The organism is Rhodococcus rhodnii NBRC 100604, assembly GCF_001894925.1.
GTDB classification, from domain to species: domain Bacteria; phylum Actinomycetota; class Actinomycetes; order Mycobacteriales; family Mycobacteriaceae; genus Rhodococcus_F; species Rhodococcus_F rhodnii.
Genome location: NZ_BCXD01000001.1, coordinates 315,033 through 340,603 on the forward strand (window position 1 = coordinate 315,033; position 25,571 = coordinate 340,603).

The 25,571-nt window shown below is 69.9% G+C and carries 27 protein-coding genes and 1 pseudogene; 3 read left to right on the plus strand and 25 right to left on the minus strand.

From position 1 onward, the window contains the following. Positions 1-104 precede the first annotated feature (104 nt). Complete coding sequence (locus RR1_RS01440) at positions 105-416, minus strand: glutaredoxin family protein (protein WP_081634111.1); 312 nt, start codon at positions 414-416, stop codon at positions 105-107. A gap of 140 nt (positions 417-556) precedes the next feature. On the opposite strand from RR1_RS01440, the gene RR1_RS01445 reads away from it, so the two are divergent. Then, positions 557-1,525, plus strand: a complete 969-nt coding sequence (locus tag RR1_RS01445) for an HAD family hydrolase (protein WP_040772555.1) — start codon at positions 557-559, stop codon at positions 1,523-1,525. Between the two features lie 21 nt (positions 1,526-1,546). On the opposite strand, the gene RR1_RS01450 is transcribed toward RR1_RS01445, so the two are convergent. From RR1_RS01450 to RR1_RS01490, 9 genes are all read right to left on the minus strand, one after another. Continuing rightward, entirely contained in the window at positions 1,547-2,848 is a 1,302-nt protein-coding gene (locus RR1_RS01450; RefSeq protein ID WP_010837519.1) for an HNH endonuclease signature motif containing protein, read from the minus strand. 120 nt (positions 2,849-2,968) lie between these two features. Further along, positions 2,969-3,451 carry a hypothetical protein gene (locus tag RR1_RS01455; protein ID WP_010837520.1) on the minus strand — a complete coding sequence of 161 codons (483 nt, stop codon included), beginning with the start codon at positions 3,449-3,451 and terminating at the stop codon, positions 2,969-2,971. Further along, positions 3,448-4,608, minus strand: a complete 1,161-nt coding sequence (locus tag RR1_RS01460; RefSeq protein WP_010837521.1) for a DNA polymerase III subunit beta family protein — start codon at positions 4,606-4,608, stop codon at positions 3,448-3,450. The genes RR1_RS01455 and RR1_RS01460 overlap by 4 nt, the downstream gene beginning before the upstream one ends. A 108-nt stretch (positions 4,609-4,716) precedes the next feature. After that, the gene (locus RR1_RS01465; RefSeq protein ID WP_010837522.1) at positions 4,717-5,739 is read right to left on the minus strand and encodes a lysophospholipid acyltransferase family protein; all 1,023 of its coding nucleotides are present in this window, start codon (positions 5,737-5,739) and stop codon (positions 4,717-4,719) included. 16 nt (positions 5,740-5,755) lie between these two features. Then, positions 5,756-6,865, minus strand: coding sequence for an NAD-dependent epimerase/dehydratase family protein (locus tag RR1_RS01470; protein ID WP_051111101.1), 1,110 nt, complete (start codon positions 6,863-6,865; stop codon positions 5,756-5,758). A gap of 207 nt (positions 6,866-7,072) precedes the next feature. Next, positions 7,073-7,174, minus strand: a complete 102-nt coding sequence (locus tag RR1_RS01475; RefSeq protein WP_003402602.1) for a 30S ribosomal protein bS22 — start codon at positions 7,172-7,174, stop codon at positions 7,073-7,075. Between the two features lie 192 nt (positions 7,175-7,366). Continuing rightward, positions 7,367-7,615 (minus strand): helix-turn-helix domain-containing protein, encoded by a 249-nt coding sequence (locus RR1_RS01480; protein WP_010837525.1) that lies wholly within the window; start codon positions 7,613-7,615, stop codon positions 7,367-7,369. Between the two features lie 157 nt (positions 7,616-7,772). Beyond that, the gene (gene proC / locus RR1_RS01485; RefSeq protein WP_040772535.1) at positions 7,773-8,585 is read right to left on the minus strand and encodes a pyrroline-5-carboxylate reductase; all 813 of its coding nucleotides are present in this window, start codon (positions 8,583-8,585) and stop codon (positions 7,773-7,775) included. Further along, a complete protein-coding gene (locus RR1_RS01490) occupies positions 8,545-9,228 on the minus strand; it encodes a MerR family transcriptional regulator (protein WP_010837527.1) in 684 nt (227 codons plus the stop codon). The genes proC and RR1_RS01490 overlap by 41 nt, the downstream gene beginning before the upstream one ends. 113 nt (positions 9,229-9,341) lie before the next feature. On the opposite strand from RR1_RS01490, the gene RR1_RS01495 reads away from it, so the two are divergent. Further along, positions 9,342-9,758, plus strand: coding sequence for a hypothetical protein (locus tag RR1_RS01495; protein WP_010837528.1), 417 nt, complete (start codon positions 9,342-9,344; stop codon positions 9,756-9,758). A gap of 18 nt (positions 9,759-9,776) precedes the next feature. On the opposite strand, the gene RR1_RS01500 is transcribed toward RR1_RS01495, so the two are convergent. From RR1_RS01500 to RR1_RS01510, 3 genes are read right to left on the minus strand one after another with little or no spacing between them, the layout of a single operon-like run. Further along, complete coding sequence (locus tag RR1_RS01500) at positions 9,777-10,643, minus strand: sugar phosphate isomerase/epimerase family protein (RefSeq protein WP_010837529.1); 867 nt, start codon at positions 10,641-10,643, stop codon at positions 9,777-9,779. Between the two features lie 5 nt (positions 10,644-10,648). Continuing rightward, complete coding sequence (locus tag RR1_RS01505; protein WP_010837530.1) at positions 10,649-11,893, minus strand: Rv0497 family membrane protein; 1,245 nt, start codon at positions 11,891-11,893, stop codon at positions 10,649-10,651. Continuing rightward, entirely contained in the window at positions 11,890-12,843 is a 954-nt protein-coding gene (locus RR1_RS01510; RefSeq protein WP_040772536.1) for a Ppx/GppA family phosphatase, read from the minus strand. Before RR1_RS01510 ends, RR1_RS01505 begins: the two co-directional genes overlap by 4 nt. Between RR1_RS01510 and RR1_RS01515 the strand changes: the two genes are divergently transcribed. Then, on the plus strand, positions 12,781-13,740 hold the full coding sequence (locus RR1_RS01515) for a DUF3109 family protein (protein WP_010837532.1): 960 nt from the start codon (positions 12,781-12,783) through the stop codon (positions 13,738-13,740). The genes RR1_RS01510 and RR1_RS01515 overlap by 63 nt on opposite strands. 21 nt (positions 13,741-13,761) lie before the next feature. Here RR1_RS01515 and RR1_RS01520 read toward each other — a convergent pair whose 3' ends face one another. The 12 genes and pseudogenes from RR1_RS01520 to RR1_RS01575 form a co-directional block, all read right to left on the minus strand. After that, positions 13,762-14,451, minus strand: coding sequence for a response regulator (locus RR1_RS01520; RefSeq protein ID WP_010837533.1), 690 nt, complete (start codon positions 14,449-14,451; stop codon positions 13,762-13,764). Beyond that, on the minus strand, positions 14,448-15,770 hold the full coding sequence (locus tag RR1_RS01525; protein WP_010837534.1) for a sensor histidine kinase: 1,323 nt from the start codon (positions 15,768-15,770) through the stop codon (positions 14,448-14,450). Before RR1_RS01525 ends, RR1_RS01520 begins: the two co-directional genes overlap by 4 nt. A 141-nt stretch (positions 15,771-15,911) precedes the next feature. After that, complete coding sequence (locus RR1_RS22740) at positions 15,912-16,658, minus strand: phosphoglyceromutase (RefSeq protein ID WP_040772558.1); 747 nt, start codon at positions 16,656-16,658, stop codon at positions 15,912-15,914. 132 nt (positions 16,659-16,790) lie between these two features. After that, positions 16,791-17,132 (minus strand): annotated as a pseudogene (locus tag RR1_RS22745) (ESX secretion-associated protein EspG); the annotation flags it as partial. 183 nt (positions 17,133-17,315) lie between these two features. Further along, positions 17,316-18,314, minus strand: a complete 999-nt coding sequence (locus RR1_RS21785; RefSeq protein ID WP_143153653.1) for a WXG100 family type VII secretion target — start codon at positions 18,312-18,314, stop codon at positions 17,316-17,318. A gap of 428 nt (positions 18,315-18,742) precedes the next feature. Next, the gene (locus RR1_RS21555; protein WP_081634113.1) at positions 18,743-19,207 is read right to left on the minus strand and encodes a DUF3558 family protein; all 465 of its coding nucleotides are present in this window, start codon (positions 19,205-19,207) and stop codon (positions 18,743-18,745) included. A gap of 40 nt (positions 19,208-19,247) precedes the next feature. Then, positions 19,248-19,733: a hypothetical protein gene (locus RR1_RS01550; protein WP_010837540.1), complete on the minus strand. Its 486-nt coding sequence runs from the start codon at positions 19,731-19,733 to the stop codon at positions 19,248-19,250. Between the two features lie 109 nt (positions 19,734-19,842). Beyond that, positions 19,843-21,450, minus strand: coding sequence for an AMP-binding protein (locus RR1_RS01555; RefSeq protein ID WP_010837541.1), 1,608 nt, complete (start codon positions 21,448-21,450; stop codon positions 19,843-19,845). Between the two features lie 113 nt (positions 21,451-21,563). Continuing rightward, the gene (locus RR1_RS01560; protein WP_010837542.1) at positions 21,564-22,064 is read right to left on the minus strand and encodes a type III secretion system chaperone family protein; all 501 of its coding nucleotides are present in this window, start codon (positions 22,062-22,064) and stop codon (positions 21,564-21,566) included. Beyond that, the gene (mshA, locus tag RR1_RS01565) at positions 22,061-23,440 is read right to left on the minus strand and encodes a D-inositol-3-phosphate glycosyltransferase (RefSeq protein ID WP_051111096.1); all 1,380 of its coding nucleotides are present in this window, start codon (positions 23,438-23,440) and stop codon (positions 22,061-22,063) included. Before mshA ends, RR1_RS01560 begins: the two co-directional genes overlap by 4 nt. 32 nt (positions 23,441-23,472) lie before the next feature. Continuing rightward, the gene (locus tag RR1_RS01570; protein WP_051111097.1) at positions 23,473-24,357 is read right to left on the minus strand and encodes an alpha/beta fold hydrolase; all 885 of its coding nucleotides are present in this window, start codon (positions 24,355-24,357) and stop codon (positions 23,473-23,475) included. Beyond that, a complete protein-coding gene (locus RR1_RS01575) occupies positions 24,303-25,508 on the minus strand; it encodes an MFS transporter (protein WP_010837545.1) in 1,206 nt (401 codons plus the stop codon). Before RR1_RS01575 ends, RR1_RS01570 begins: the two co-directional genes overlap by 55 nt. Positions 25,509-25,571: the final 63 nt, after the last annotated feature.

Sequence of the window (25,571 nt, forward strand, 5' to 3'; positions counted from 1 at the left end):
CACACCACGGTAACCGCTTGTGAACGCCCGCACAAAGTCGTCTCGTGCCGTCGTTACCGGTCCCGACCTGCGAAGCGGCCGGAACGGGGCGACTTAGGTCGCCCTTACTTGCGGAGATCCCGACGAAGGCGCTCGACATCGACCTCCCAATAACCGTGCTCTCGGCCGTCGACTAGCACAACCGGCAGCCGGTCGCCGAATTCTGCACGTAGACCGGGTCGCGACGAGGCCTCCTCGTCCACGTCGACGATCTCGAACCGGAACGGCTCCTCCTCGCGGAGTGCGAGCAATTCGGCTTTCGCGCCCTCGCACGCACCACACCCCGCCCTAGTGAGAAGAGTCACGAGATGCTCACGGCCCTGCGGGTCCGTGACTGCCTCGTCACCTTCGCTACGGGACGCTCGATCGTCGGTCATGGCGATGTCCTCCTTCCGGCCTGATGCGGCACCGGCCCGAAACCGGACGATAGGCTATCGGCGGACTCGGGACCCGGAGGCAGCCGCCATCCGTGAGCGCCGCGAAACCGGCGCGACCGAGCGAGACGACGGAGGTGCGGGTGCCTGCACGATCACTGCCGAGCGAAGTGAGTACCGCGCTCGCCGGACTGATCCGGCCCGGCCGCCGACGCGCCGCGAATCCGCTCGGCCCCAGCGAGGCCGAGGTACGCGCGAACGTCGCGGGTGAGGCCAGCGCCGACGCCGCGTACGCGATCCACGAGGCGGAGACGCCCACCGACGTCGTCGACGTTCCGCTCGACCTCACGGCTGCGGCTTTCTTCGACGTCGACAACACGATGGTGCAGGGCGCCTCGATCGTGCACTTCGCCCGCGGGCTCGCAGCGCGCGACTACCTCAAGACCTCCGACCTGGTCGACTTCGCGTGGAAGCAGGTCAAGTTCCGGGTCACCGGCAAGGAGAACAGCGACGACGTCGCACAGGGACGAGACAAGGCGCTGTCGTTCGTCGCCGGTCGCTCGACCTCGGAGCTCGCACGTCTGGGCGAGGAGATCTTCGACGAGGTCATCGTCGACAAGATCTGGCCCGGCACCCGCGCACTCGCCCAGATGCATCTCGACGCCGGCCAGCAGGTGTGGCTCGTGACCGCGACGCCCGTCGAGCTCGCGCAGGTCATCGCGAAGCGGCTCGGACTCACCGGCGCGCTCGGGACCGTCGCCGAGAGCGAGGACGGCGTCTTCACGGGCCGCCTCGTCGGCGACATCCTGCACGGCCTCGGCAAAGCACACGCCGTGCGGGCCCTCGCGGTCCGTGAGGGGCTCAGCCTCGACCGCTGTGCCGCGTACTCCGACAGCTACAACGACGTGCCGATGCTCTCGCTCGTCGGCACGCCCGTCGCGATCAACCCCGACACGGATCTTCGTGAGCTCGCGAAGAACCGCGGCTGGGAGATCCGCGACTTCCGTACGGGCCGCAAGGCCGCGAAGATCGGCGTCCCCACCGCGCTCGCGCTCGGTGCGGTCGGCGGCGCGGTCGGCGCCGTCGTCGCACGCCGACGCGACGGCCGGTAGCCGCGAGCGTCGCCACCACCTTCACGCCACCCTCGGCGGGTGCGCGACAGGTCCGCCCGGTGGGTCGACGCCCGGTGGTGTGAAGGTCGGCCTGCCCCTCGGTGTCGAGGTGATCGTCCAGGCGCTGTGGTGAACATGGCGGTGGTGGGCGCCGCAGAGCAGCACCATGTTGTCGAGATCCGTCGGACCGCCGTCCGCCCAATGTGTGACGTGATGCGCCTCGCACCACGACGACGGGACCGGGCAGTTCGGAAACGCACACCCCCGGTCCCGGACAGTCAAGGCCCGACGCTGCGCCGGAGTCACGAGCCGTGTGGTGCGGCCCATGCTCAGCGGGACGCCGTTGTCGTCGACGACGATCGGCGTGACCTGCGCATCGCACGCCACCGCACGCGCCGTCTCCGGAGTGAGCGTGGCGCCCCACGGCGTCCACGGCAGACCGACGCCATCGAGCAACGCCGTGATCGACACGCTCCTTCGCTCGGCGGCAGTATCCGCGCGACGTTCGAGATCACGCTGATTCACCAACACCGTCACGTGCGGCTTCTCACCCGCCTCCATCCCGGCAACGCCGGAATCGAGGAACCTGCGACACACCTCGACCAACGCATCCGCCCGCCGTTTCCGCGGCGACCTGCGATCCGGTGTTCCGTCCTCGGCAGGCTGCGGCGCCGACAGCTTCGACAACGCCGTCAACAGCACCTCACCCGACAGTGCATCGAAGTTCCCGTGCACCACCACCCGGCCATGCAGCGTGTGCGACACCGATAGGTGATTGACGTTGTCGCGTTCCCGCGTCGGCGGACCATCACTTTCGGCGTCCAGCCGAATCTCGAGCCGCTCCTTGGCTCGCCGCACCGACGCCGTGGTCGTCCCCGGACCCGGCACCGCCGCCGCCAACAACGCATCGCGGCAGAACTCGACCACCTTCGAATGCTCCTCGGGATCGGCCTCCGCCAGCGCTGCCAGCAGCGACGGCGGCATCTCGAAGAAATCACAGATCAACTGCGCGTGTGTCGGCGACACCCGCTGCTCCGCAACAGCCGCAGCAACCTCCCGCTGCGAACGCAGACTCACCGCAAGGTTCACCACACGCCGCGCCTCATGAACTTCGAGCATCGTCCGCGACGCCAACCACCACCCCGCATCCCGAAACCCGTCTTCACCCGAGATGCCGCGCTCGACCACCTCACCCATGAGCGCGATACCCCGCGCCTGCAGACGGGCGATCTCCGCGTACACATCGAGCACCTCGCCACGCAGCTCGGCATCACCGAGCTGCCACGGCTCCCCGTGTGCTGTGTGTGAATCCCCCGACCCCATGCGTCAAAGCTAGTTCGAACACCCGTTCGCCACAAGACTCATTTCCGCAGTTGGGGATAACCGCGGAGCTGTGGACAACGCCCGTAACGCCACGTCGCGCCCGACCCTGTCGGACCGCCGTCACGGCCCGGAGATCCGGTCGACGCTTCGCGCCTCGATCGCCGCTCCGACATCCTCGATTCCCGTTCGCACGAGGTCGCCGTAGGCATCGTCGGCCAGGACCGGGCCGTGCCGTCGTGCGTTCTCGAGATGCTCGCGGGCCGCATCGAACGATCCGAGCCTGCGATAGCCGTCGGCGACGTCGAGATGCAGCGACGGAAGAAATCCTGCGACGTGCAGGTATGCGTCGTGCTGCCGGACGCGCTCGTCCGTGATCGTGTCGGCGGCGTCCAGCGCACGGATGTCCCACACCAGCGCCTGCGCGGGATCGGGATACAGGTCGGCGAGGTAGTGGGCGAGCGTACAGCGGTGCAGCGGGGGTCCGATCGTCGCCCAGAGGTCGAGCAACGACTCGCGCGCCGGCCCTGCCGCTCCGTCGCGGCCTGCTGTGACCGCCTCCACGATGGCCGCCACCACCGGATCCCGGGTCTGGCCGTTCGTCATCCCACCGCTCCGTCCGTCGTGTCCCCCGTGGGCATCACGTACGTCGTGAGGTCGCCGTTGTCCGCGGATCGGACCGTCACGGGCTGGTCCGGCCCTCGGAGATCGAGCAGCAGGTCCGCTGCGATCGCGGTGGCGATCGCGGGATACAGCGTCGTCATCGCGAATCGGATCGTCGTCGGCGTACCCGACACGACGGCCGTCAGCCGATCGCTGCCGGTCGCGGACTCGTTGCCGCTCACCACGATTCCCGTTTCGGTGACGTCGATCGACACCACGTCGGCCGCGTGGGCTTCGAGCGCACGCAGCAGGTCGGCCTTCGCCACCACGACACGTGTCTCCACGGGCCGCAGCGCGTCGAGCATCGCGCGATGGTCGGGAAACTGCCCGTCGACGAGCCTGCAGTACCGATCGCCCGCGCCGCGCGGCCGTATCCAGACGCCGTCGCCGATCGCCTCGATCCGAGCCGACGGTGAGTGCCGCAGATCGGTGAGAGCGGCGCGGAGGTCGTCGCCGTCGACCGTTCCCACCCAGATCGTCCCGGTGGGCGCGGCGCCCGCCAGCGTCCGGACGGACATGCGGTACCGGTCGGTGGCGATCACCTCGACACTGCCCGAGCGTGCCTCGACGAGCACGCCGCCCAGCACCGCAATCTCCGGATCGCCGGAGACGGCGGTCAGGACCTGCTCGATCGCCGACGCCAGCACCGGGCCGCTCGCCTCGGCGACGACGATCAGAGGCGTGGCGGCCGACTCGGCCCTGTCACGCAACTCGGCCCTGCCACGCAGCGCGGCTTTCTCACGCAACTCGGCCCTGATCCGGACAGCGCGCTCCCGCACGGCCGCGGCATCGTCGACCACCGCATCGACGTGCTCGTCGACGAGTCGGATCCCCTCCTCCGGGTGCGCCGCGAGCACGGACCTCACGCCGGCGAGCGGCATGCCGATCTCGCGCAGCCGTCGCAGCAGCACGGCGGACTCGAGCTGGTCCTCGCTGTAGAACCGATATCCGGACGCATCGTCGGTCTCGGCGGGCGGCAGCAGGCCGGCGTCGGCGTAGAAGCGCAGGGCGCTCGCGGTCAGCCCGCTGCGCCGCGCGAACGCTCCGATCGACATCGACGGCGGATCGGTGGGTGGAGTGCTGGGCGGTGAATCGGTCATGTCGCCACCCTCGCCCTTCGACCTACTCGAAGGTCAAGCCGCACGGGGTCGAACGGCACAGGGTCGAACGGCACGGATTCACGCAGCGAATGATCGAGCGGCGCAGCCTCACCCGAGAAACACGTTGCGACGCCGTGCGAGCAGCTTGTACAGCGTCTGCTGGATCGTCTCGCGGACGTGGTCGGTGACCTCGAACAGTTCCATCGGATCGTCCGCCGCAGCCTGGTCGTAGCCGTCGGTGACGATCGGCGTCCCGAACTCGATGTGCCACTTGGACGGCAGCGGGACGAGTCCGAGCGGACCGAAGTGCGGGAACAGCGGGGTGACCGGGAAGTACGGCAGCCCCAGCAGCCGGGCGAGGGGCGCGAGTTCGCCGATCTTCGGGTAGATCTCCTCCGACCCGACGATCGAGCACGGCACGATGGGCGTCCCCGTCCGCATCGCGGCCGACACGAATCCGCCGCGGCCGAACCGCTGCAGTTTGTACCGCTCGCTGAACGGCTTGCCGATCCCCTTGAAGCCCTCGGGAAAGACGGCGACGACCTCGCCCGCCGACAACAGCCGCTCGGCATCGGACATGCACGCGAGGGTGTGCCCCGCGCGCCGCGCGAGGTCGGCGACGACGGGCAACTCGAACGCGAAGTCCGCGGCGAGCATGCGCAGCGGCCGGTGGAGCGGATGGCGGTCGTGCACCGCGACCGATGCCATGAGCCCGTCGATCGGGACGACGCCCGCGTGATTGGACACCACGAGCGCCCCGCCCGTGTCGGGGATGTTCTCGATCCCGTGGACCTCGACGCGGAACCACTGATCGAACAGCGGCCGCAACGCGGGCAGCCAGACGTTCTCGGTGAAGTGTTCGTCGTAGCCGAACTCGTCGACCTCGTACTCCCCCGACATCCGGCACCGGACGAAGTCGGCGACGGCGACGATCGAGTCCGCCAGCGACCCTCGCACGACGTCGAGCCGGGACGGCGGCGGCGGAGCGGCGACCACCGGTGCGGCCTCGTCCTCGGGACGGATCCCCGACGGGTGACGTTCGCGGCTCGCGGCCTGTGTCCGGGCCGCGACGGAATCGGTCGAGGGACCCCGAGCACCGTGCAGCGGGATGACCTTGGCTCCTTCGCTCATGCGCCGGCTCCCTCGCTCATGCGTCCCCCTTGGCCCAGCCGCGCGGCGCGACGACGTCGAGCAGTACGCGTTCGACGCGATCGACGAGCCCGTCGGTGGGCAGCGGCGCCGCACGGGCGGCTCTGGCGAGATCGGCGAGTGCTTCCGCCGTCGTCCAGCTCGGCTCGAAGCCCAGTTCGGTGCGCATGCGGGTGGTGTCGAGGCCACAGCCGAACTGGAAGTACTCGGGCTGCTCCTGCGTGTACGAACGCATGATCGGTCCCATCGCCGAACGCCCGGCGCCGTGGAACAGTGCGCTCGGGATCGGCATCGCGATCCGCCCCAGCCGCCGGATCGCCTGCGACAGCATCACGACGCCGTCGCCCGCGATGTTGAAGGTGCCCGCCGGTCCGGTGAGGGCGGCGCGCTCGAGCGCGCCGAGGGCGTCGTGCTCGTGCAGGAGCTGGAACCGCGCGTCGCGGCCGGCGACGGTGGGAACGACGGGGGTGGTGACGTAGCGGCCGATCGTGCCGTTGAGCCGCGGTCCGACGATGGGGGCGAGCCGCAGGATCGACAGCGCGAGGTCGGGTCGCCGTCGTGCGAGTCCGCGCGCGTACCCCTCGACCTCGATGCTGTCGCGGGCGTACGCACCGGCGGGACGGCGCCGTGCGCTCATCTCCTCGGTGAACTTGGCCGGGTCCTTCGACGTCGATCCGTAGACCGCCGACGTCGACTTCAGGACGACGCGCCGCACGGACGGAGACTTCTGGCAGACGGCGAACAGCTGCATCGCGCCGATGACGTTCGCGTCCTTCATCGCCGCACGGCTCGACCCGCGCGGGACGCGCGTGAGCATCGCGGTGTGCACGACGGTGTCGACCTCGGCCTGCCGCACCACCTTGCCGACGAGCGGATTGCGGATGTCGGCGCGCACGAACTCGGCGCGGCCCATACGGCGCAGCATGTCCTTGGACGGGATGAGCGAATCGACGGCGATCACGCGCTCGATGTCCGGGTTCTGCGCGAGCCTCGTCACGAGAAAGCCGCCGAGCAGTCTGCTCGCGCCCGTCACCAGCGCCACGCGCGGAACGCTCGTGCCTTCGGCCACCCCGTCACCCCCGCCCAGTTGTCGTTCGCCACCCGCCATCCGCTCGCGACCCGTCATCGGTTCGCGACCGGTCGCCGCACTCCTGCGCAGCACGTCTCGTGTGATCCAGCCTACGGTCCCTGCGGTCACAGAGTAGAGGCGGCGGACCGAGGATACGAGTGATCGGGCCGACGCGCGCGGCGCTCGGCACCGAGAAGACACGAATGCCCGCCACCGAGACGGTGACGGGCATCGGGTACCGGCGGACTACTTACCGAGTTTCCGCCGCTGAACGCGGGTGCGGCGAAGCAGCTTGCGGTGCTTCTTCTTCGACATGCGCTTGCGTCGCTTCTTGATCACTGAACCCATAGCGGGTGTTCCTCACGTTCTTCTCTCGCATTTGTCGCGCACGCGCCGTCACGTACGCCGCGCCGTTCGGCGCAGGAGTCCCGATCCGTCATCGTACCGGTGCGATGCACCGACACGAAACCGGGCCGTCGCCGCACACCCCCGGACGGGGGTGGCGGCACGGTCCTTCGATCGGGCTTTCGGCAGCCGGACTCAACCGGCGTCGAAATACGAGGTCTCGAGATAATCGTGCACCGCTTTGGCGTGCACACGGAAGGACCTGCCCACTCTGACAGCGGGCAGCTCCCCACTGTGCACCAACCGGTACACGGTCATCTTCGAGACCCTCATGAGCGACGCGACCTCGGCCACCGTCAGAAACTGCGGACCACTCACGGTGGACCCGCCGTCCGACGATGCGCCTCGGGTCGTGTCGACCAACGGCTTCTTTCCAGACGTCATCGACCACTACCTCCGACACGTTCCGTGTCGCCGGCTTCCCCTCCGGCGATACAGACACGCACGTGCTCACCCGAGCTTACCGGGACTGGTGGGGTCACTGCGACGGGTGTGTGAAAACGATTGCGGCCGCAGCGCAGTCGTCACGAACCGGTGCGGATCACTCCGCCTTGCCGCCCAGTTCCGCCGAACGCCGGGCCGCGGCGTCGACGGCGTCGTAGAACGCCGTGCGCAGCCCGCCCGCCTCGAGTTCGCGCAGCGCGGCCGCCGTCGTGCCGCCGGGCGAGGTCACCGCGGCACGCAGCTCGGTCGCGGAATCGCCCTCGCCGAGCATCGCCGCCGAGCCGCAGAGCGTCTGGACGACGAGCTCGCGTGCCACGGGCCGGCCGAGGCCGAGCGCCACCGCGGCGTCGATCATGGCCTCGGCCACGAGGAACACGTACGCCGGACCCGAACCTGACACGGCCGTCACGGCGTCGATCTGCGACTCGGGAACGGTCGCGACGCGGCCGACGGACGAGAGAATCCCCTCGATGAGATCGAGTTGACCACTCTGAACGTGGCGACCGGGCGCGAGCACGCTCATGCCCTCACCGACGAGCATCGGGGTGTTGGGCATGACCCGGACGACGGGGAATCCGGCGGGGAGCCGCTTCTCGTAGAAGCTCGTCGGAATCCCCGCGGCCAGCGAGACGAGCAGCTGTTCGGTCGAACCGTCGAGGTCGGCCTGCGAGATCTGCGCGACCGTCGCCTCGACGTCGGCGGGCTTGACCGCGACGACGATGACGTGCGCGCCGTCCACCGCGTCGACGGTGTCGGTGACCCTGACGCCGTAGCGGTCGGCCAGCTCGCGCGCGCGCTCCTCGGCTCGTTCGCCCACGACGAGGTCCTTGACCGGATGCCGGGCAGCCAGCAGTCCCGACACGAGTGCCTCACCGATCCGGCCGCCGCCGATCACCGCAATTCTCGTCATGGGGGCCAGCATGCCACGCACCCGCCGGTGGATCGGACGGTGGCGTCAGCATCTCGGAGGCGAGGTCACGATGCGCGAGTCTGCGCAGCGCCGTGAGCACCGGCTCGTAGACCGCGGTGCCGACGACGGCGTACCGCACGGCGTCCTCGCGGCCGCGGGGCAGATGCTCGACGTCGTACTTCGCGACACCGAACGCGTGCTCGCCGTACGCCGCGAGCCGCTCCGGCGTCACCGGGATTCCGGCGGATTCCGCGCGGGCGAGCGCCTGTTCGAGTTGCGCGATCGCCGGGTAGTCCGGGTCGAACGTGAGGCCGATGACGTCGGCGGCCGCCCGGGCCCGGGGATACCGCTCGTCGACGTCGTCGGTGGGATAGGGCGGCAACTGCGCGATCGCAGTGCCGAGCGCGGCGAACAGCCCCGGCTCCGGGGAGTCCACGACGTCGAGCACGGCCTTGATCCGCGGCAGCGGAAGCCCGACACCGGCGAGGGCACGCACGAGTGCGAGCCGCCGGACGTGCTCGTCGCCGTACTCGGCGCGTGTCGCGGAGGTCGGCGCGCCCGGCATGAGCAGGCCCTCACGCAGGTAGTACTTGATCGTCGCGAGCGGCACTCCCGAACGCTCGACGAGTTCGGCCATCTTCACCGCGATGATCTCCTTTCGTTTCGGGCTTGACCCGACGAGTGGATAGTAGGACTATCCATAGATAGATAGTTCAGGTATCCAATGCTTCTCCAGTCGCACCCCCGGAGGTCGCCGTGTCCCCTGTCCTCGTCCTCGTCACGGGTGTCACCGTCCTGACCGTCGTCGACATCGCGTTCGGCGGCACGTTCCTGCTCCGTGTCCACAGCGGCGGCGTCGCTGCGAACCCGCTGCAGAAGACCTTCTTCCGCGCCGGCCACGCCCACGCGGGCGTACTGGTCACCCTCGGCCTCGTCGTCGCGGTGCTGACGACGGCGGCCGGCGTCTCCAGTGGGCCCGCGATCGCCGGGAGCGTGCTCGTGCTCGCATCCGCTATTCTCGTTCCGGCGGGATTCTTCCTGTCGGTGCTCGGCCGCGACCCGCAGTCGCCCGGCCGCTGGATGGTGTCGGTGTGGATCGGCGCCGCGTGCCTCTCCGTCGGGCTCGTCGTGTCCGCCGTGACGCTGATCCACGCCGGGATCACCGCACTGTGACGTCCGAGCCGAAAGGGCTCAGCGTCCCGTCGGGTCGGTGACGCGGAGGTGCTCGCGCGCGAAACCGAGCGCTTCGTCGAGCAGCGTCGAACGCTCGCGGCGCGTGCGCGCCGACTGCGTGTTGACCTCGATCACGGCGTGCCCCCGAAAACCCGCGTCGACGATCCGCCGGCACACCTGCGCGACATCCTGCGTGCCACGGCCCGGGATCAGATGCTCGTCGTGCGACGCACCGTCCCCGTCCGCGAGATGCAGATGCGCGAGCTGCCCGCCCATCCGGCCCGCGATGTCGAGCGGGTCGGTCCCCGCCGTCGCGGTGTGCGAGAGATCGAGCGTGTAGTGCCGGAAGCCGGTGTCGGTCGGGTCGAACGACGGGCTGAACGCCGACACCGCGGGCCCCGGTCCACCACGGCGCCGCAGCCGTTCGGCGGACTTGCCGAACAGCCCGTCCGCGCGCATCGGAAACATGTTCTCGACGGCGACGGCGACCGCGCTCCCCGACTCGAGCCGCTCGACCTGCTCGACGAAGCCCTCGGCGTACCGGCGCTGCCAGCGGAACGGCGGATGCACGACGACCGTCTCCGCGCCGAGTTCCTCCGCGACCCGGACGGACCGGTCGAGCTTCGCGACGGGATCGGAACCCCACACGCGCTGCGAGATGAGCAGGCACGGCGCGTGCACCGCGAGAACCGGCATCGAGTACGTGCGCACGAGCCGCGCCACCGCACCGGGATCCTGACTGATCGACTCGGCCCACACCATGAGCTCGATGCCGTCGTACCCGAGTTCGGCGGCGTACCGGAACGCCGCCTCCGTGTTCTCGGGATAGACCGACGCCGTCGACAGCCCGACCCGGACGGGGTCGTCCCCGCTCCCCCAGGTCACCGCGATCAGCCGGACGTCAGCATGAAGGCGAGCGGACCGAGCGTCACGACCATGCCGACGACGACCGCGATCACGAAACTCACGATGTCGTCGGTGCGGCGCAGGATGCGCACGACGGCGACGAGCCCGACGATGACCAGGACCGCGAGGACCAGCGCGACCCACGGCAGCGAGCCCCACAGCCGCTCGAAGCCTTTGAACATCAGGGCGCCCGCAGCGACGGCACCGACGCCCTGAGCCGCGAGAATCGCCCACTCCTTCACCGAGGTCGAGCCCTCGCCCTCGGGGGTGTCGCTCTCGGGCGCGTCGGCGTCGGCGTCGGTATCGGCGTCCGCGGAGTCGTCGGCCTGCCGGGTCTTCACACCCTTCGCGGTCGTTGCCGCCTTCGCTGTCGTGGCCGCCTTCGAGAACCCGCCGGTCTTCGAGGGCTTCTTCGCGGCGTCCGGCTCCGCGTCATCGCTCGATGTCGCGTCGTCGCCGAGTTCGGGCTTGTCGATGAGGTCGGTCTCGCCGTCGAGGGCCGTGGCGCGCGAGCGACGCTGTCGCATGAGGTCGGCCGCGAGCGTCGAGCCCGAGAGCAGCGGCGGCTCGCTCACCGTGCTGGTGCCCGGCTTCCCTGCCGTGGTCTCGACTGCCGCGGGCTTCGCGGCGGGCATGCTCGGGGTGGGCGGGGGCACGGGGGCCGCTGCACGCCGCGACGGCGCGGCCGGCTTCTGCTCGGTCTTCTGATCCGCCAGAGGAACGGACGCCGACGGGGCGGGCGCGGGCGTCTCGACGGGAGCGGGCTCGGGGCGACCCCGATCGAACGCGGAGACCGTGACCCACGAACCCTGGTTCGCGCGCGAGGTGGACCCGCCCGACCGCGAACGGGACGCGGGCCCGGGATTCGTCGGTGTCGGGTCCGGTGCGGCGGGGGCGGTGCCCGACGGCATCGACGGCTGGACCTGAGGCGTCGGACGGGGCGCAGCCGCGGCGGGCCTGCGGTCGGCCGGACGCGGCGCTTCCTTCGTCGCCGTCGCGGCCGCAGCGGGTGCTGCTGCCGGTGCCGGCGCGCTCCGCTCGGAACGGCTCGCGCCGGAGCGTCGTGGGCCGTCGCGGACGACTGGGATCTCCCCGGTCAGCTCCGCGACCGAGATGCCGCCGCCGCTCGCACCACGCCGGCGGCGCCCGCCGCTGCTGCTCGACCCGACCTGGCCGCCGTTGCGCTTCAGCAGCTCGGCGACCGAGATCTGCTGGCTGTCGTCGCTCATCGCCCGTTCACCGTCAATTCTCCGCCCATCTCCCTGTCCAGTTTGCGAAGGATGAGACCTTCCCGCAGGGCCCAGGGGCAGATCTGGAGTTCTTCGACTCCCAGTGCCCGCATGCCTGCTTCCGCCACGAGAGCGCCGGCGACCAGTTGTCCGGATCGGTCGGAGCTCACGCCCTCCAATTCTGCCCTGTCCGCAGCCGTCATCCTGGATATGAAAGCTATGAGTTGCCTGAGACCGCTGGCCGTGAGCGTGCGACGCGCCCTCGGACCCGCCGCCGACGGCGCTGCGCCGGTCAGTCTCGCGAGCGAACGGAACGTCTTGGACGTGCCGACGGCGAGGTCCCAGTCGCCCGCACCACGCAACTGCTTCGCCGGGTCGACGAGTTCGGCGTCGAGCCAGTCCCGCAGAACCGCGATCCGCCGCTTGCCCGGCGGGTCCTCCTCGAACCACTCGCGCGTGAGCCGTCCCGCACCCAGTGCCAGCGACAGCGCGACGTCGGGGTCCTCGTCGGCTCCGGTGCTCAGTTCGAGCGATCCGCCACCGATGTCCAGCCCGACGATCCGGCCTGCCGACCACCCGAACCAGCGCCGCACGGCGAGGAACGTCAGCCGCGCTTCGTCGACACCCGACAGCACCCGCAACGTGACGCCCGTCTCGTCGCGGACTCGGGTCAGCACCGCGTCGGAATTGCCCGCGTCGCGCACCGCGGACGTCGCGAACGCCATCACCTGCTCGCATCCCGACTTGTCGGCGATCTGCGAGAACTCGCCGACCGTGGACACGAGCCGGTTCGCGCCGGATTCCGTGAGGTCACCGTGACGATCGATGTTCTCGGCGAGCCGCAGCGTCGCCTTCGTCGAGCTCATCGGGGTCGGATGCGCACCCCAATGCGCGTCGACCACGAGCAGGTGAACGGTATTGCTGCCGACATCGAGGACCCCAAGGCGCACACAGCGAGGTTAGCCGGTCTACCGTCGGGCACTGTGAGTGCAGTCAGCGCGCGCCGCCCCGCGCCCGTCCCCGAGGTACCGCTCGATTTCCCGCGCGAATGGGTCGAGTTCCTCGATCCGGACAACGACGAACACCTGATCGCCGCCGACCTCACCTGGCTGTTGTCGCGATGGACGTGCGTATTCGGCACTCCGGCGTGTCACGGCATCCTCGAGGACCGGCCCGACGACGGCTGCTGCTCGCACGGCGCGTTCCTCTCCGACGCCGACGACCTGAAGAAGCTCGAGAAGTCCGTGAAGATGCTCACGCCCGACCTGTGGCAGTTCATGGACAAGGGAACGGGCAAGAAGGGATACCTCGAAGAGGACGAACTCGACGACGAGCCCGCGCTGCGCACCCGTCGCTACAAGGGTGCGTGCATCTTCCTCAATCGCCCGGGATTCTCGGGCGGCGTCGGCTGCGCGCTCCACACCCTCGCGCTGGAGAAGGGGATCGAACCGCTCGAACTCAAGCCGGACGTCTGCTGGCAGCTGCCCATCCGGCGCACCCAGGAATGGGTCGAGCGCGCCGACGGTACGGAGATCCTGCGGACGGCGATCACCGAGTACGACCGTCGCGGCTGGGGCGAGGGCGGCGAGGACCTGAAGTGGTACTGCTCCGGCTCACCCGAGGCACACGTCGGGACGCGACCCGTCTGGCAGTCGTACGGTCCCGAACTCGTCGAGTTGCTCGGCGCGCCCGCCTACGACGAGCTGGCGAGGCTGTGCCGCCGCCGTGAGGGACTCGGTATCGTCGCGGTGCATCCGGCGACCGAAGCGGCAGACGAGCTCCGCGCCGGCGAAGGCGCGGCACCCACCGACGGCACCAAGCACGACCTGATGCCGCCCGGCGACTGAGCGTCCGCTCTCCCGCCGGGGTCAGCCCTCGAGCTTGTAGCCGAGGCCGCGGACCGTCAGCAGATGCTTCGGCTTGCCCGGGTCCGCCTCGATCTTCGCGCGGAGCCGCTTGACGTGGACGTCGAGTGTCTTGGTGTCGCCGACGTAGTCCGATCCCCACACCCGGTCGATGAGCTGACCGCGGGTGAGGACGCGACCCGAGTTGCGCAGCAGATACTCGAGGAGGTCGAACTCCTTGAGCGGCAGCGTGATCGGCTCACCGCTCACCTGCACGACGTGGCGCTCGACGTCCATCCGCACCGGACCCGATTCGAGGATCGCCGATTCGACGGCGGCGTCGGTCTCGCTGTCCGAACCACGACGCAGAACGGCACGGATACGGGCGATCAGCTCCCGCGCGGAGTACGGCTTGGTGACGTAGTCGTCGGCACCGAGTTCGAGGCCGACGACCTTGTCGATCTCGCTGTCGCGCGCCGTGACCATGATGACGGGCACCGACGAACGCGCCCGGAGCTGCTTGCACACGTCCGTGCCGCTCATTCCCGGAAGCATGAGATCGAGCAGCACGAGATCCGCGCCGCCCCGGTCGAACAGCTCCAGTGCCGAGGGCCCGTCCGACGCGATCGACGTCTCGAAACCCTCCTTGCGAAGGAGGAAGGCCAACGGGTCGGCGAGCGACTCTTCGTCCTCGACGATCAATACGCGGGTCATCGTTTCTCCTCTGTCCGACGTGGTGGTGTCGGGCTCGTGGGCGCGGATCCGGGTTGCGTGGCAGCCTGCGCGTCGGCGGCGTTGCCGCGCGTCGTCCCGGTGGTTCGTTCGTCGTTGCGGGGGTCGTCGGCGCGCACGTCGTCGTGGCGCACGTCGTCGGGGCGGACGTCGTCGTCCTGGTCGCCGTCGCCGGTGACGTGCTGCGGCAGCTGGAGGGTGAAGGTCGAGCCCGTACCCGGGCGGCTCCACAGCTCGATCGAGCCGTTGTGGTTCGCGGCGACGTGCTTGACGATCGCGAGGCCGAGACCGGTGCCGCCGGTGGCACGCGAGCGCGCCTTGTCGACGCGGAAGAAGCGTTCGAAGACCCGCTCCTGGTCCTCCTTGGCGATGCCGACGCCGCGATCGGTCACCGAGATGCACACCGTGCCGTCGCGCAGCGTCCGGCTCACGGAGACGGGCGAGCCCTCGGGCGAGTACGCGATCGCGTTCTGCACGAGATTGGTCACGGCCGTCACGAGCAGATCGCGGTCGCCGAGGACGGACGTGCCGCTGGGCCCGTCGGTCGCGACGGTGATTCCGGACGCCTCCGCCGAGAGCCGGGTGCGCGCGAGCGCCTGCTCGACGACCTCGTCGACCGCGACCGGCCCGAGATCCGGAAGCTTCTCGGCGCCCTGCAGCCGTGACAGCGCGATGAGCTCGGTGACCATCCTGCCGAGCCGCAGCGACTCCGTGTGCAGCCGCTCACCGAAGTGGACGACGGCCTCGGGATCGTCCGCCGTCTCGAGCAGCGCCTCGGCGAGCAGCGCCATCGCGCCGACAGGCGTCTTCAGTTCGTGGCTGACGTTCGCGACGAAGTCGCGGCGCGTCGCCTCCATGCGGACTGCCTCGGAGTCGTCCTGCGCGAGCAGCATGACGAACCTGTCCTGGGCGTCGCCGAGTTTGCGGGCGCCGACGCGCACCGACACCGCGGGCCGGCCGCGAAGTGCGCGACTCGACAGGTCGATCTCGCACGGCTCGCCCGTGGCGAAGACCCGTTGCACGGCGTTCCACACGCGGTCGTCGAGCACCCGATGCCGGACGACACCGAGTTCTTCGGCGCGAGGATTGGAGAGCACGACGTCCTCGAACCGATCGACCACCGCGATGGCGACCTCGGAACGATCGACGACCTGGGCGAGCACCTCCGACGTCGTCGGGCCCTCGACCGCGCGCACCCGCCGATCGGAGCGCGACGTCAGTGCGGGCACCAGCAGCGCCCGCACGAGGTAGCCGGCAACGCCGAAGACCACGGCGAGCAGCACTGCCTGAGCGACGGTCACGCGTGAATCGTACGACCGGGGGAACCGGACGAGACGTCGGGTACGGCGGTTGCACTGCTGGTCACGGCGTGTTCGCCTGCTCGTAACCCGCAGTCCGCATACCGGTAGGGCGCCTCGTCCGGCCCGTGCCGAATCGCGTCGCTACTTCGCGCCCTGGTTGGCGACGGCGGCGGCACCCGCGGCCGCGGCCTCGGGGTCGAGGTAGGTGCCACCCGGGTTGAGCGGCTTCAGATCGTCGTCGAGGTCGTACCGCAGCGGGATGCCCGTCGGGATGTTCAGGCCCGCGATGTCGGCGTCCGAGATGCCGTCGAGGTGCTTCACGAGGGCGCGCAGCGAGTTGCCGTGCGCGGCGACGAGGACCGTCTTGCCGGCCCGCAGATCGCTCGCGATGTCGCTCTCCCAGTACGGGATGAGACGCGTCACAACGTCGAGCAGGCACTCGGTGCGCGGGACCGACTCGAGGTCGGCGTACCGGGGATCGCCGTCCTGGCTGTACTCGGTGCCCAGCTCGATCTCGGGCGGCGGGGTGTCGTAGCTGCGGCGCCACAGCATGAACTGGTCCTCGCCGTACTTGTCCTTGACCTGAGCCTTGTTACGGCCCTGCAGCGCACCGTAGTGACGCTCGTTGAGCCGCCAGTCGCGCTTGACGGGGATCCAGTGCCGGTCCGCGGCGTCGAGGGCGAGGTTCGCGGTGTTGATCGCACGGCGCAGCAGCGACGTGTACAGGATGTCCGGCAGCAGGCCGTGCTCGAGCAGCAGCTCACCCGCACGCTTGCCCTCCGCACGCCCCTTGTCGGTGAGGTGGACGTCCACCCAGCCGGTGAAGAGGTTGAGCGCATTCCATTCGCTCTCGCCGTGGCGGAGCAACACGAGGGTTCCGGTACTCATGCCCTCATCGTCCCACGTCCGCCGCCGCGTGGCGGCCGCACCACCCACTCGTACGCTGCGAAGAACCCGGAACGGCGCGTCCTCGTCGACGCCGTCGCGCACGATGTCGTCGATCATTCGCTGCAGAGTCGCCGCGAACGTCCCCGATGTCGCGGGCGCGCAGACGATCTCGTCCCGTCCGCGGACGCGGTAGCGGCCGTCGCCGGCGAAGTCGTACCAGAACACGCAGTCGCCACCGGGCGGCCGTCCGATGCGCGGTGGCCGAGCGAAGACGGTGATCTCGCCCGACCCGACGCACGGAACGGACAGCAACTCGCGCAACGGGTCGCGCTCGGCGGCCGCCGCTCCGGCACTGCGCAACGCCGAGACGAGTTCGGAGTCGCCGGCGGGACGCACACGCGGTACGCGCAGCAGGCCACGTGTGCCGGGCTCGCACACGGGAAGAGCCGCCCGCGACGGCAGCACCCACGGCACCGGGCCCGCACGTCGTCACGACGACCTCGCCGCCGATCGACTGCCCCTCCCCGGGAAGTTGGCGCGCGAGCGCCGCCGCGGGGCCGTTCACGCCCGCCGGCAGGCGCAGGTCTGCGTCGCCCTCTCCCGCGACGTCGATGCGGACCGTAGGGTCGAGCAGCGCCTGAAAGGCACGGACGAAGCTCACCTCCGCCGCCAGTTCTTCGATACGGGCACTCGCGGCCCGACGACGCGCGGTGCGGCGGCATGATCGGCGGGCTCGGCGCGGTACCGGAACGGATAGGGCAAGCGGTCGACGCCCGCGGCGTCGAGCGCGACGATGAGTTCGTTGCCGTTGTCGACGTTGACGAGGTAGCCGGGAGTCTTGTGTTCCTTGTCGTCGTCACCGCCGCCGCGAGCACCGGGAGCCGCGGCGGCTGCGCGTACCGCATCGCCCATGCCGGGCGAGGTCTGCTGCGCGGCAGGTGCATACGACGGGTCGCCCGCGGAGGGAGCCGCCTCGAGACCGATCGCCGTCCGCAGGGACGTGGGCGTGGCGGTGGGAGTTCCCGCGAACGGAACCGATCCTCCTCCGGCACCGCCGCCGCCGAAACCACCTGGGCCACCGCCGAAACCGCCGGTGCCGCCACTCGCTCCGGGCCCCGAGATCGCGGACGGCGGAGCGGGCGGGCCCGGCAGGACCGGGACCTGATCGTCGGCCTGTGCGACGACGGGCGTGTAGACGGCGGTCATGATCCGCCGGGCTTCGGCTTCCGCTTCGGCGATCTTCGCGTGGGCGTGCCCCATCGCCGTGCCGAATCCCTGCGCCTCGACCATCGCACCGGTTCCGGCCGACCAGAATCCACCGGTGTCGGGGACGTCCGGCATGAGCGCCTCCACCTGGCGCAGGCCGGTGTTCATCTCCTCGATCTTGTTGGCTGTCAACACCGTCGAGACCTGTAACTGCTCGGCGGTGTCGAGACAACGGGCCATCGACGGAGCCGCTGCTCCGGCAGACTGCCCTTCCCACCCGTCGCTCGCCGCGCGCACCGCGTCGGAGAACTGTGCGGCGGATTCCTCGAGACGCTCCGCGATCACCCGCCAGGCAGCGACGACGGCATCGACGCGCGCCGGATCCATCACCTGTACATGGCTCATGATCGTCGCGTGATCCATCGACTCGAAGCCGTGGGGCTCGGACACCACCTTCGGTGAACAGTCCGAACGGAACTCCGACGTGACACGATCACGTTCGCTGTAGAGCACGTCGCGTGACTCGTTGCCGTGCTTCCAGATTCGATCCTCGTCGCTGTCGCCCCACAAGCCGCGAAAGAAGTCCCTGACCCCCAGGCCTCCCCCTACCTCACTGCGTCATGGACGCCGAATACGACGCCAGACGACCCGCGAGCACCTCGTCCTGCTGATCGATCAACTGCCCCGCCGAGATGAACGCATCACGCATGGCCGTCACGACCTCGATGTGCTCGTGCAGACGTGCTCGGATTACGCAGAGGAACTGGGATTACTCCTCCAGTTCGCCGGAGTGATCGGGAAGGTTTCTCTGGGAACGCTTGGGATTGCACTCGGCGACAAGCTCTCGCTCGAGGGAGTGGGAGGCGAGGATGCGATCATCAGCCTGCACCATCACCAATGGGCCACATGATCTCGCAGACGGTGTCGATACTGTGCGCAGGGCGCCAGATCTGCGAATCCGGGTCGGGAATCGCCACGCTCCGCTTGTCGACGTTGTCAGCTTCGTCGCGCAAGGAGTCCAACGACCTCGTGACGGTGGTCAGGATCGTCAGCCCCTTACGCTCCCCGCGCCACGTGCAGATCTGCCACCCGGGCTGCTCGACCCCGGCAATCTCCCGTTCCATGGAAGATGGATCGAAGCCGATCCCCGCGATCACGTCGTCGGGCAATTCCTCGCACGGATCCCAGACAGCGGGCTCGTTCGTTTCCGGCGCAGCGTCCGGTTCCCCCGGCTCCGATGACCCACAACCCGCAGCAATCCCGCCACCGCAAGAATCCCGGCAACGCCCACCTTCACCCGCACGGGGCCCCTCTCGACCGCGGAAGCTTGACGCACCACACAGACCGGACGGTCTTCGGAGCCGCGTCGTCGATGCGGCCTCATCACTCGCTCGGGGAGGCTTTCAAGTCGACGGCGATGGCGTCGCACAGCGCGGCGTCGTCACAGACGAGTGCCCAGTCCATCCCGGACTCGTCGTAGGTCCGGCCTTCGAGCGCCAAGGCGAATCCGTCGCGTCCCTGCACGATGGTCGCAGCGCCGCATCGGTAGTCGACAACGCCCGGCTCCAGCGGTTGCGACACGCAGTCGGTTCCGCTGTGCCGCTGCACGATCGGCACGAACTCGGGAATCTCGTCGAACGAGCGGAGCAAGAGGGGCCGAACGTAGGGCTCACGATCTTCACCGATCGCTGCGATGCGATCGGGCAGGCCACCGACGTAGTGACGAACCCAGAGGTTGTACAGACCACCGCCCACGACGATCACGAGGCAGATCGCCGAGAAGATCAGATATCGCTTGCTCGTGTACGGGTTCTTCTTTTTCTTCTGCTCGGCGTTCTCGTACTCGCCGGTCTCGTAGTTCCAGGTCATCGCTCCCCCACCCCCGACGTCCGCCGCTGTCGACGGACCGCCGGGAGCATACCGAGACGACGATCGCCCGGCACCACACGGTGCCGGGCGATCGTGTCGGAAGCGAAAGTCAGCTCTGCGACGCGGATTCCGCGGTCCGCAAGTCCTTGCGGAGGATCTTTCCGGCAGCGGACTTCGGCACGATGTCGATGAACTCGACGCGACGCACCTTCTTGTGCGGCGAGACGCGCTCGGCGACGAACGCGATCACGTCGTCGGCGGTCAACTCCTCGGCCCCTGCCTGCTTCACGACGAACGCCTTGGGCACCTCTTCGCCGTCCTCGTCCTGGACGCCGATGACGGCAGCGTCGGCGATCTGCGGATGCGTGAGCAGCAGCGCCTCGAGCTCGGCGGGCGGCACCTGGTAGCCCTTGTACTTGATGAGTTCCTTGAGGCGGTCGACGATCGTGACGACGCCCTTGCCGTCGACGGTCGCGATGTCGCCGGTGTGCAGGTAGCCGTCCGAGTCGAGCGTGTCCGCGGTCGCCTGCTCGTTGCCGAGGTAGCCGAGCATGACGTTCGGCCCCTTGCACCACAGCTCGCCGGGCGCACTGACCTCGGTCGAACCCTCCGCGAGGTATTCGACCTCCTCACCGGTGCCGGGATCGACGAGCTTGCACTCCATGTTCGCGACCGTCGGCCCGCACGAGTCGAGCCGGGTCTCGTCGTCGTCGAACGGAATCGCGTGACTGACGGGGCTCATCTCCGACATACCGTAGCCCTGACGGACGTTGCAGCCGAGTCGCTTCGCGACGGCCATCCCGAGCTCGTGGTCGAGCGGCGCCGCACCCGAGAACACGGTGTGCACCGAGGACATGTCGTACTGATCGACGAGCGGGTGCTTCGCGAGCGCGACCGCGACGGGCGGCGCGATGAACACGTACGTGCACTTCTTCTCGGCGACGTTTCCGAGGAACTCGGGCAGATCGAACTTGGGCATCGTCACGAGCGACGCACGCTGGTAGAGCGCGGCGTCGAGCAGGACCGTCATGCCGTAGATGTGGAAGAACGGCAGCACACACAGCAACCGGTCGTCCGCCGTGATCCCCATACGCGGAACGATCTGGCACACGTTGGCGACGAGGTTGCGGTGCGAGAGCATCACGCCCTTGGGGCGCCCGGTGGTGCCCGACGAGTACGGCAGCACCGCGACGTGCGTCGCGGGATCGAACGAGACGTCGGGCGCGGAGTTGCCCTCGACGAGCAGATCGCGCAGCGAGGGGTGCCCCTCGGCGCCGTCGAGGACGACGACGAGCTCGTCCGGGATGCCGGCCTGCGCAGCAGCCGCCTTCGCCTGCGGCAGCAGCGGCGACACCGTGAACAGCGCCTTCGCGTGCGAGTCCGCGAGCTGCTTGGCGATGTCCTCGGCCGTGTAGAGGGCGTTGATCGTCGTGGCGGTCGCCCCCGAGCGGAGGATGCCGTGGAAGACGGACGCGAAGGCCGGGACGTTGGGCGAGTGCAGACCGACGACGTCGCCGACGCCGAGCCCACGCGCGGCGAGCGCACCCGCGACTCCGAGGACCTGGGCGTCGAGTTCGCCGTACGTCACGGACGCGCCGCTGCCACCGTCGATGAGGGCGGTGCGGGCGCGGTCGGCGTCGGTGAGTCCGCCGAAGAGGAAGTCGTAGAGGCTGACGTTCGGGATGTCGACATCGGGGAACGGGCTGGTGAAACTCACGGGACACTCCTCCACGTGATGCAGGCGATGGACGCCGATTACTGTGACGTACAGCAACCTATACCACGTGTGAGTCGCGTCACGAACCGGGCGCAACTCCGACGTATCGGACGTCAGTCGTCGCCGTCGACCAGATGCTCGAATGCCTTCAGATTGGCGAGCGACTCCCCGCGCGAGACCCGCCAGTCCCACTCGCGGCGGATCGACTCGGCGAAGCCGAGTTCGAGGATGGTGTTGAAGTCGCCGTCGGCGGCCTCGAGCACCTGGCCGAGGATGCGGTCGAGCTCGTCGGGCGTCACCGACTCCGCCGCGACCCGTCCGATCAGGTAGATGTCGCCGATCCGGTCCAGCGTGTATGCGACGCCGTACATCCGCCGATTGCGGCGCAGCAGGTACTTGTAGACGCCCTCGAAGTTCTCGTCGGGCTTGCGGCACACGAACGCCTCGACACGCAGGCCGTGCGCGCCGATCGTGAGCAGGGTCGACGTCTTCAACTTCTTCTCGCCCGGCAACTCGACGACGACGTGATGATCGTCGGGCCACGTGTGGGTCAGCTCGCGTTCGGTGAGCGTCCGCTCGAGGACGTCTCCGAGTTCGCCGATGTCCGCGCTCATATCCGTAGACCCCCTACTCGTCCGGTCTCACCTCGTCGGGCACGCCACACCGCACGGGGCCGGCGGGCGCGCGTGCGTTCGGGATGCTCGCGGCGATGGTCCGCGCTCGCCGCGCGATACGCCGCCAGCAGCCCGTCGGCGGTCCGTGCCCACGAGAACTGCTCGGCGTGCTCGGCCGCGGCCGCGGCCATCCTGATCCGTTCGCCGGGAGCGTCCATGAGCTTGCCGATCGCCCGCGCCCAGTCGTCGGGCCGATGCGAATCGAGCAGCATCCCGGTCTCGCCGTCACGCACCGCGACGCCGAGACCGCCGACGTCCGCCGCGACGACCGGCGTTCCGCACGCCTGCGCTTCGACGGCGACGAGCCCGAACGACTCCGAATGACTCGGCACCGCAACGAGATCCGAGGCACGGTAGACGTCGACGAGACGCTCCGGCGGCTGCGGCGGCAGGAACGTCACGTGCGGTTCGACGCCGAGCGAGCGCGCGAGGTCGATGAGCGAGTGGGGCCTGTCGAGTCCCGATCCGGACGGGCCGCCGACGACGAGCACCCGCAGCCGCGCGTCGGGGCGCTCGCGCACCATCGCGGCCGCCGCGCGCACCAGCACGTCGGGCGCCTTGAGCGGCTGGATGCGCCCGACGAAGGTGACGACGAACTCGGTGGGATCGACGCCGAGCGAGGCGCGGGCGACGTCGCGGTCGCCGGGGCGGTACCGGTCGAGATCGGCGCCGGGCGCGACGACGTCGATGCGATCGGGGCTCGCGCCGTAGAGGCCGACGAGGTGGCGTGCCTCCTCGTCGGTGTTCGCGACGAGCCGGTCCGCCTCGGCGACGACCTGCTGCTCGCCGACGATGCGCGCCGCCGGTTCGGGGGTGTCGCCCTCGGCGAGCGAGGCGTTCTTGACCGCCGCGAGGGTGTGCGCGGTGTGGACCATCGGCACGGTCCAGCGGTCGCGGGCGAGCCAGCCGACCTGGCCGGAGAGCCAGTAGTGCGAGTGGACGAGGTCGTAGTGCCCCGGTTCGTGGCGCGCTTCCTCGCGCAGCACGCCCGCGACGAACGCGCACAGCTGCGTGGGCAGGTCACGCTTGTCGAGCCCCTCGAACGGGCCCGCTACGACGTTGCGGACGGTCACGCCCGGCGCTGCCTCGACCGCGGGAAGGTCGGACGACGACGTCGCGCGCGTGAAGATCTCGACCTCGACGCCGCGCTGCGCGAGCTGTTTCGCGGTCTGCAGGACGTAGACGTTCATGCCGCCCGCGTCGCCGGTTCCCGGCTGCGCGAGCGGTGACGTGTGGACCGACACGAGCGCGACGCGACGAGGGTCCCGGCCGGGCGCCGGGTGCGGCGCGTCGAAGTCGGGTCCGTCGGTGCGCAACGGTTCGCGAGGTCTCACCCCTCCATACTGCCTCACCCCGCGACGGTGTCTCCGGCCGCCGGGGGTGGTGCCGAGCCGGCCCGATCGGCGGCGCCGAGACCGGCCGCGAACCCGCGGACCACGTCGACGAAGCGGTCGGGCTGCTCGACGAACGGCGCGTGGTCGACGCCCTCCCAGTACGACGTCGTGACGGCCGGCAGCAGCGATTCGGCGTGCCGGGCCGCGGCGATGTCGACGACGGTGTCGGATTCGCCGTGCAGGAGCAGGGTGGGCGTCGGGAGCGAGAGCAGCAGGTCGTCGTTGCTCACGGTGCGGTCGAACAGCGCACTGCGGACGCGCGGCGGCGTCTGCAGGCTCGCGCCGAACAGCGCCTGCGAGCGCGCACCGGCCGCGTCGTCCTCGATCGGCCCGGTGAGAGCGGTCCCGAAGGCGCCGAGCGCACGCACGGCCTCGCCGGGACGAGGCGACATCGCCCCGGGGATCGCGGCCCGCATCGCCGGCCCGATCCGCCCGCCCGCCTCGCCGCGGCCGATGGCGGTGATCGCGCCGACGAGCACGACGCCCGCGACCCGGCCGGATCCGTGATGCCGCAGGTGATCGCAGATCACGAGCCCGCCGTAGGACCAGCCGAGCAGGACGACGTCGGCCGCGTCCTCGGCGTCGAGGATGGCCTGGACGTCGTCCGCCCAGACCTGCGAGTCGTCGTAGCCCGATTCCGGTGCGCCGGAGTAGCCGTGGCCGCGGAGGTCGACGGCGATCACGCGGGCGTCGCGCGCGAGCCCCGCGATCACGTCGTCGCCCCAGCACCGGCTCGACTGAGCCCACCCGTGCAGCAGGACGAGGGTGCGGGGACCGTCTCCCGTCACGGAGTAGACGAGGGCGGTCCCGTCGGGCGCGGTGGTCTCACGAACAGCCATGCCGTCACCATAGTGGCGACGGCCACACCGCCGAGCGCCACGGCGAACGCGGCCGTCGTCCCGGACCGGTCGATCATCTGACCCGCGACCGCAGAGCCCAGCGAGACGCCGACGCCGATGCCCGCGACCGTCCACGTGATGCCCTCGGTGAGCGCCGAGACGGGAACCGACCGCTCGACGAGCGCCGTCGTGATGATCATCGTCGGCGAGATCGTGGCGCCCGCGGCGACGTACGCGAGTGTCAGCAGCGGAACGGTGCCGGCGAACAGCAGCGGTACGAGCAGGATCGTGACGGCGGAGACGGCGACGAACAGCTGCGTCCGCAGCGGTGCGACGAGACGCAGCGCGCCGAAGACGAGTCCCGACGCCGCGGATCCGACGGCGAAGAGCGCGAGCACGACGGTCGCCGACCCCGCCTGGCCGCGGTCGCTCGTGAAGGCGATCGCGCCGACGTCGATCGTCCCGAAGACGGCGCCGAGCGAGATCATGACGATGATCGGCACCCACATCGCGGGAAGCCGCAGCACGGTGCCCGACGCCGTCGTGCGGCCACGCGGATGCACGGGCGGTTCGGTGCGGCGCTGGACGACGAGCGCCGCCGTCCCGACGACGAGGAAGATCAGTCCCGCGAGCGGTCCCGCCTCGGGAGCGACGCTCACCGACAGTCCCACCGCCAGAACGGGACCGAAGATGAAGCACATCTCGTCGACGACCGACTCGAACGCGAACGCCGTGCGCAGTCGCTCGTCGCCGCGATACACCTCGGTCCAGCGGGCACGGACCATCGCGCCGATCGTCGGCATGAACCCGGACGGCACGGCACACACGAAAAGCACCCACGCGGGTGCGTCGAGCCGGACCCCGACGAGCATCGAGGCGATCGCGAGCGCGGCGACACCCGACGCGATCGGCAGCACGGTGAACTGCCCGTAACGGTCGACGGCGCGCGAGACGACGGGGGTGAGCGCCGCGTTCGAGAGCGCGAGCGTCGCGGCGAGTGCACCGGCCAGGCCGTATCCACCCTCGATCTGCGAGATCATCGTGACGGTCCCGATCCCGACCATCGCGATGGGCAACCGCGCCACGAACCCGGCCGCCGAGAAGGCCGCCGAACCCGGCGTACGGAAGATGTCGCGATAAGCACCGATCACCGGATGAATGATGCCCCGCGCCCCGCGGCGGCGCGAGAGCGGCCGTCGCGCGACCGAGCGAAC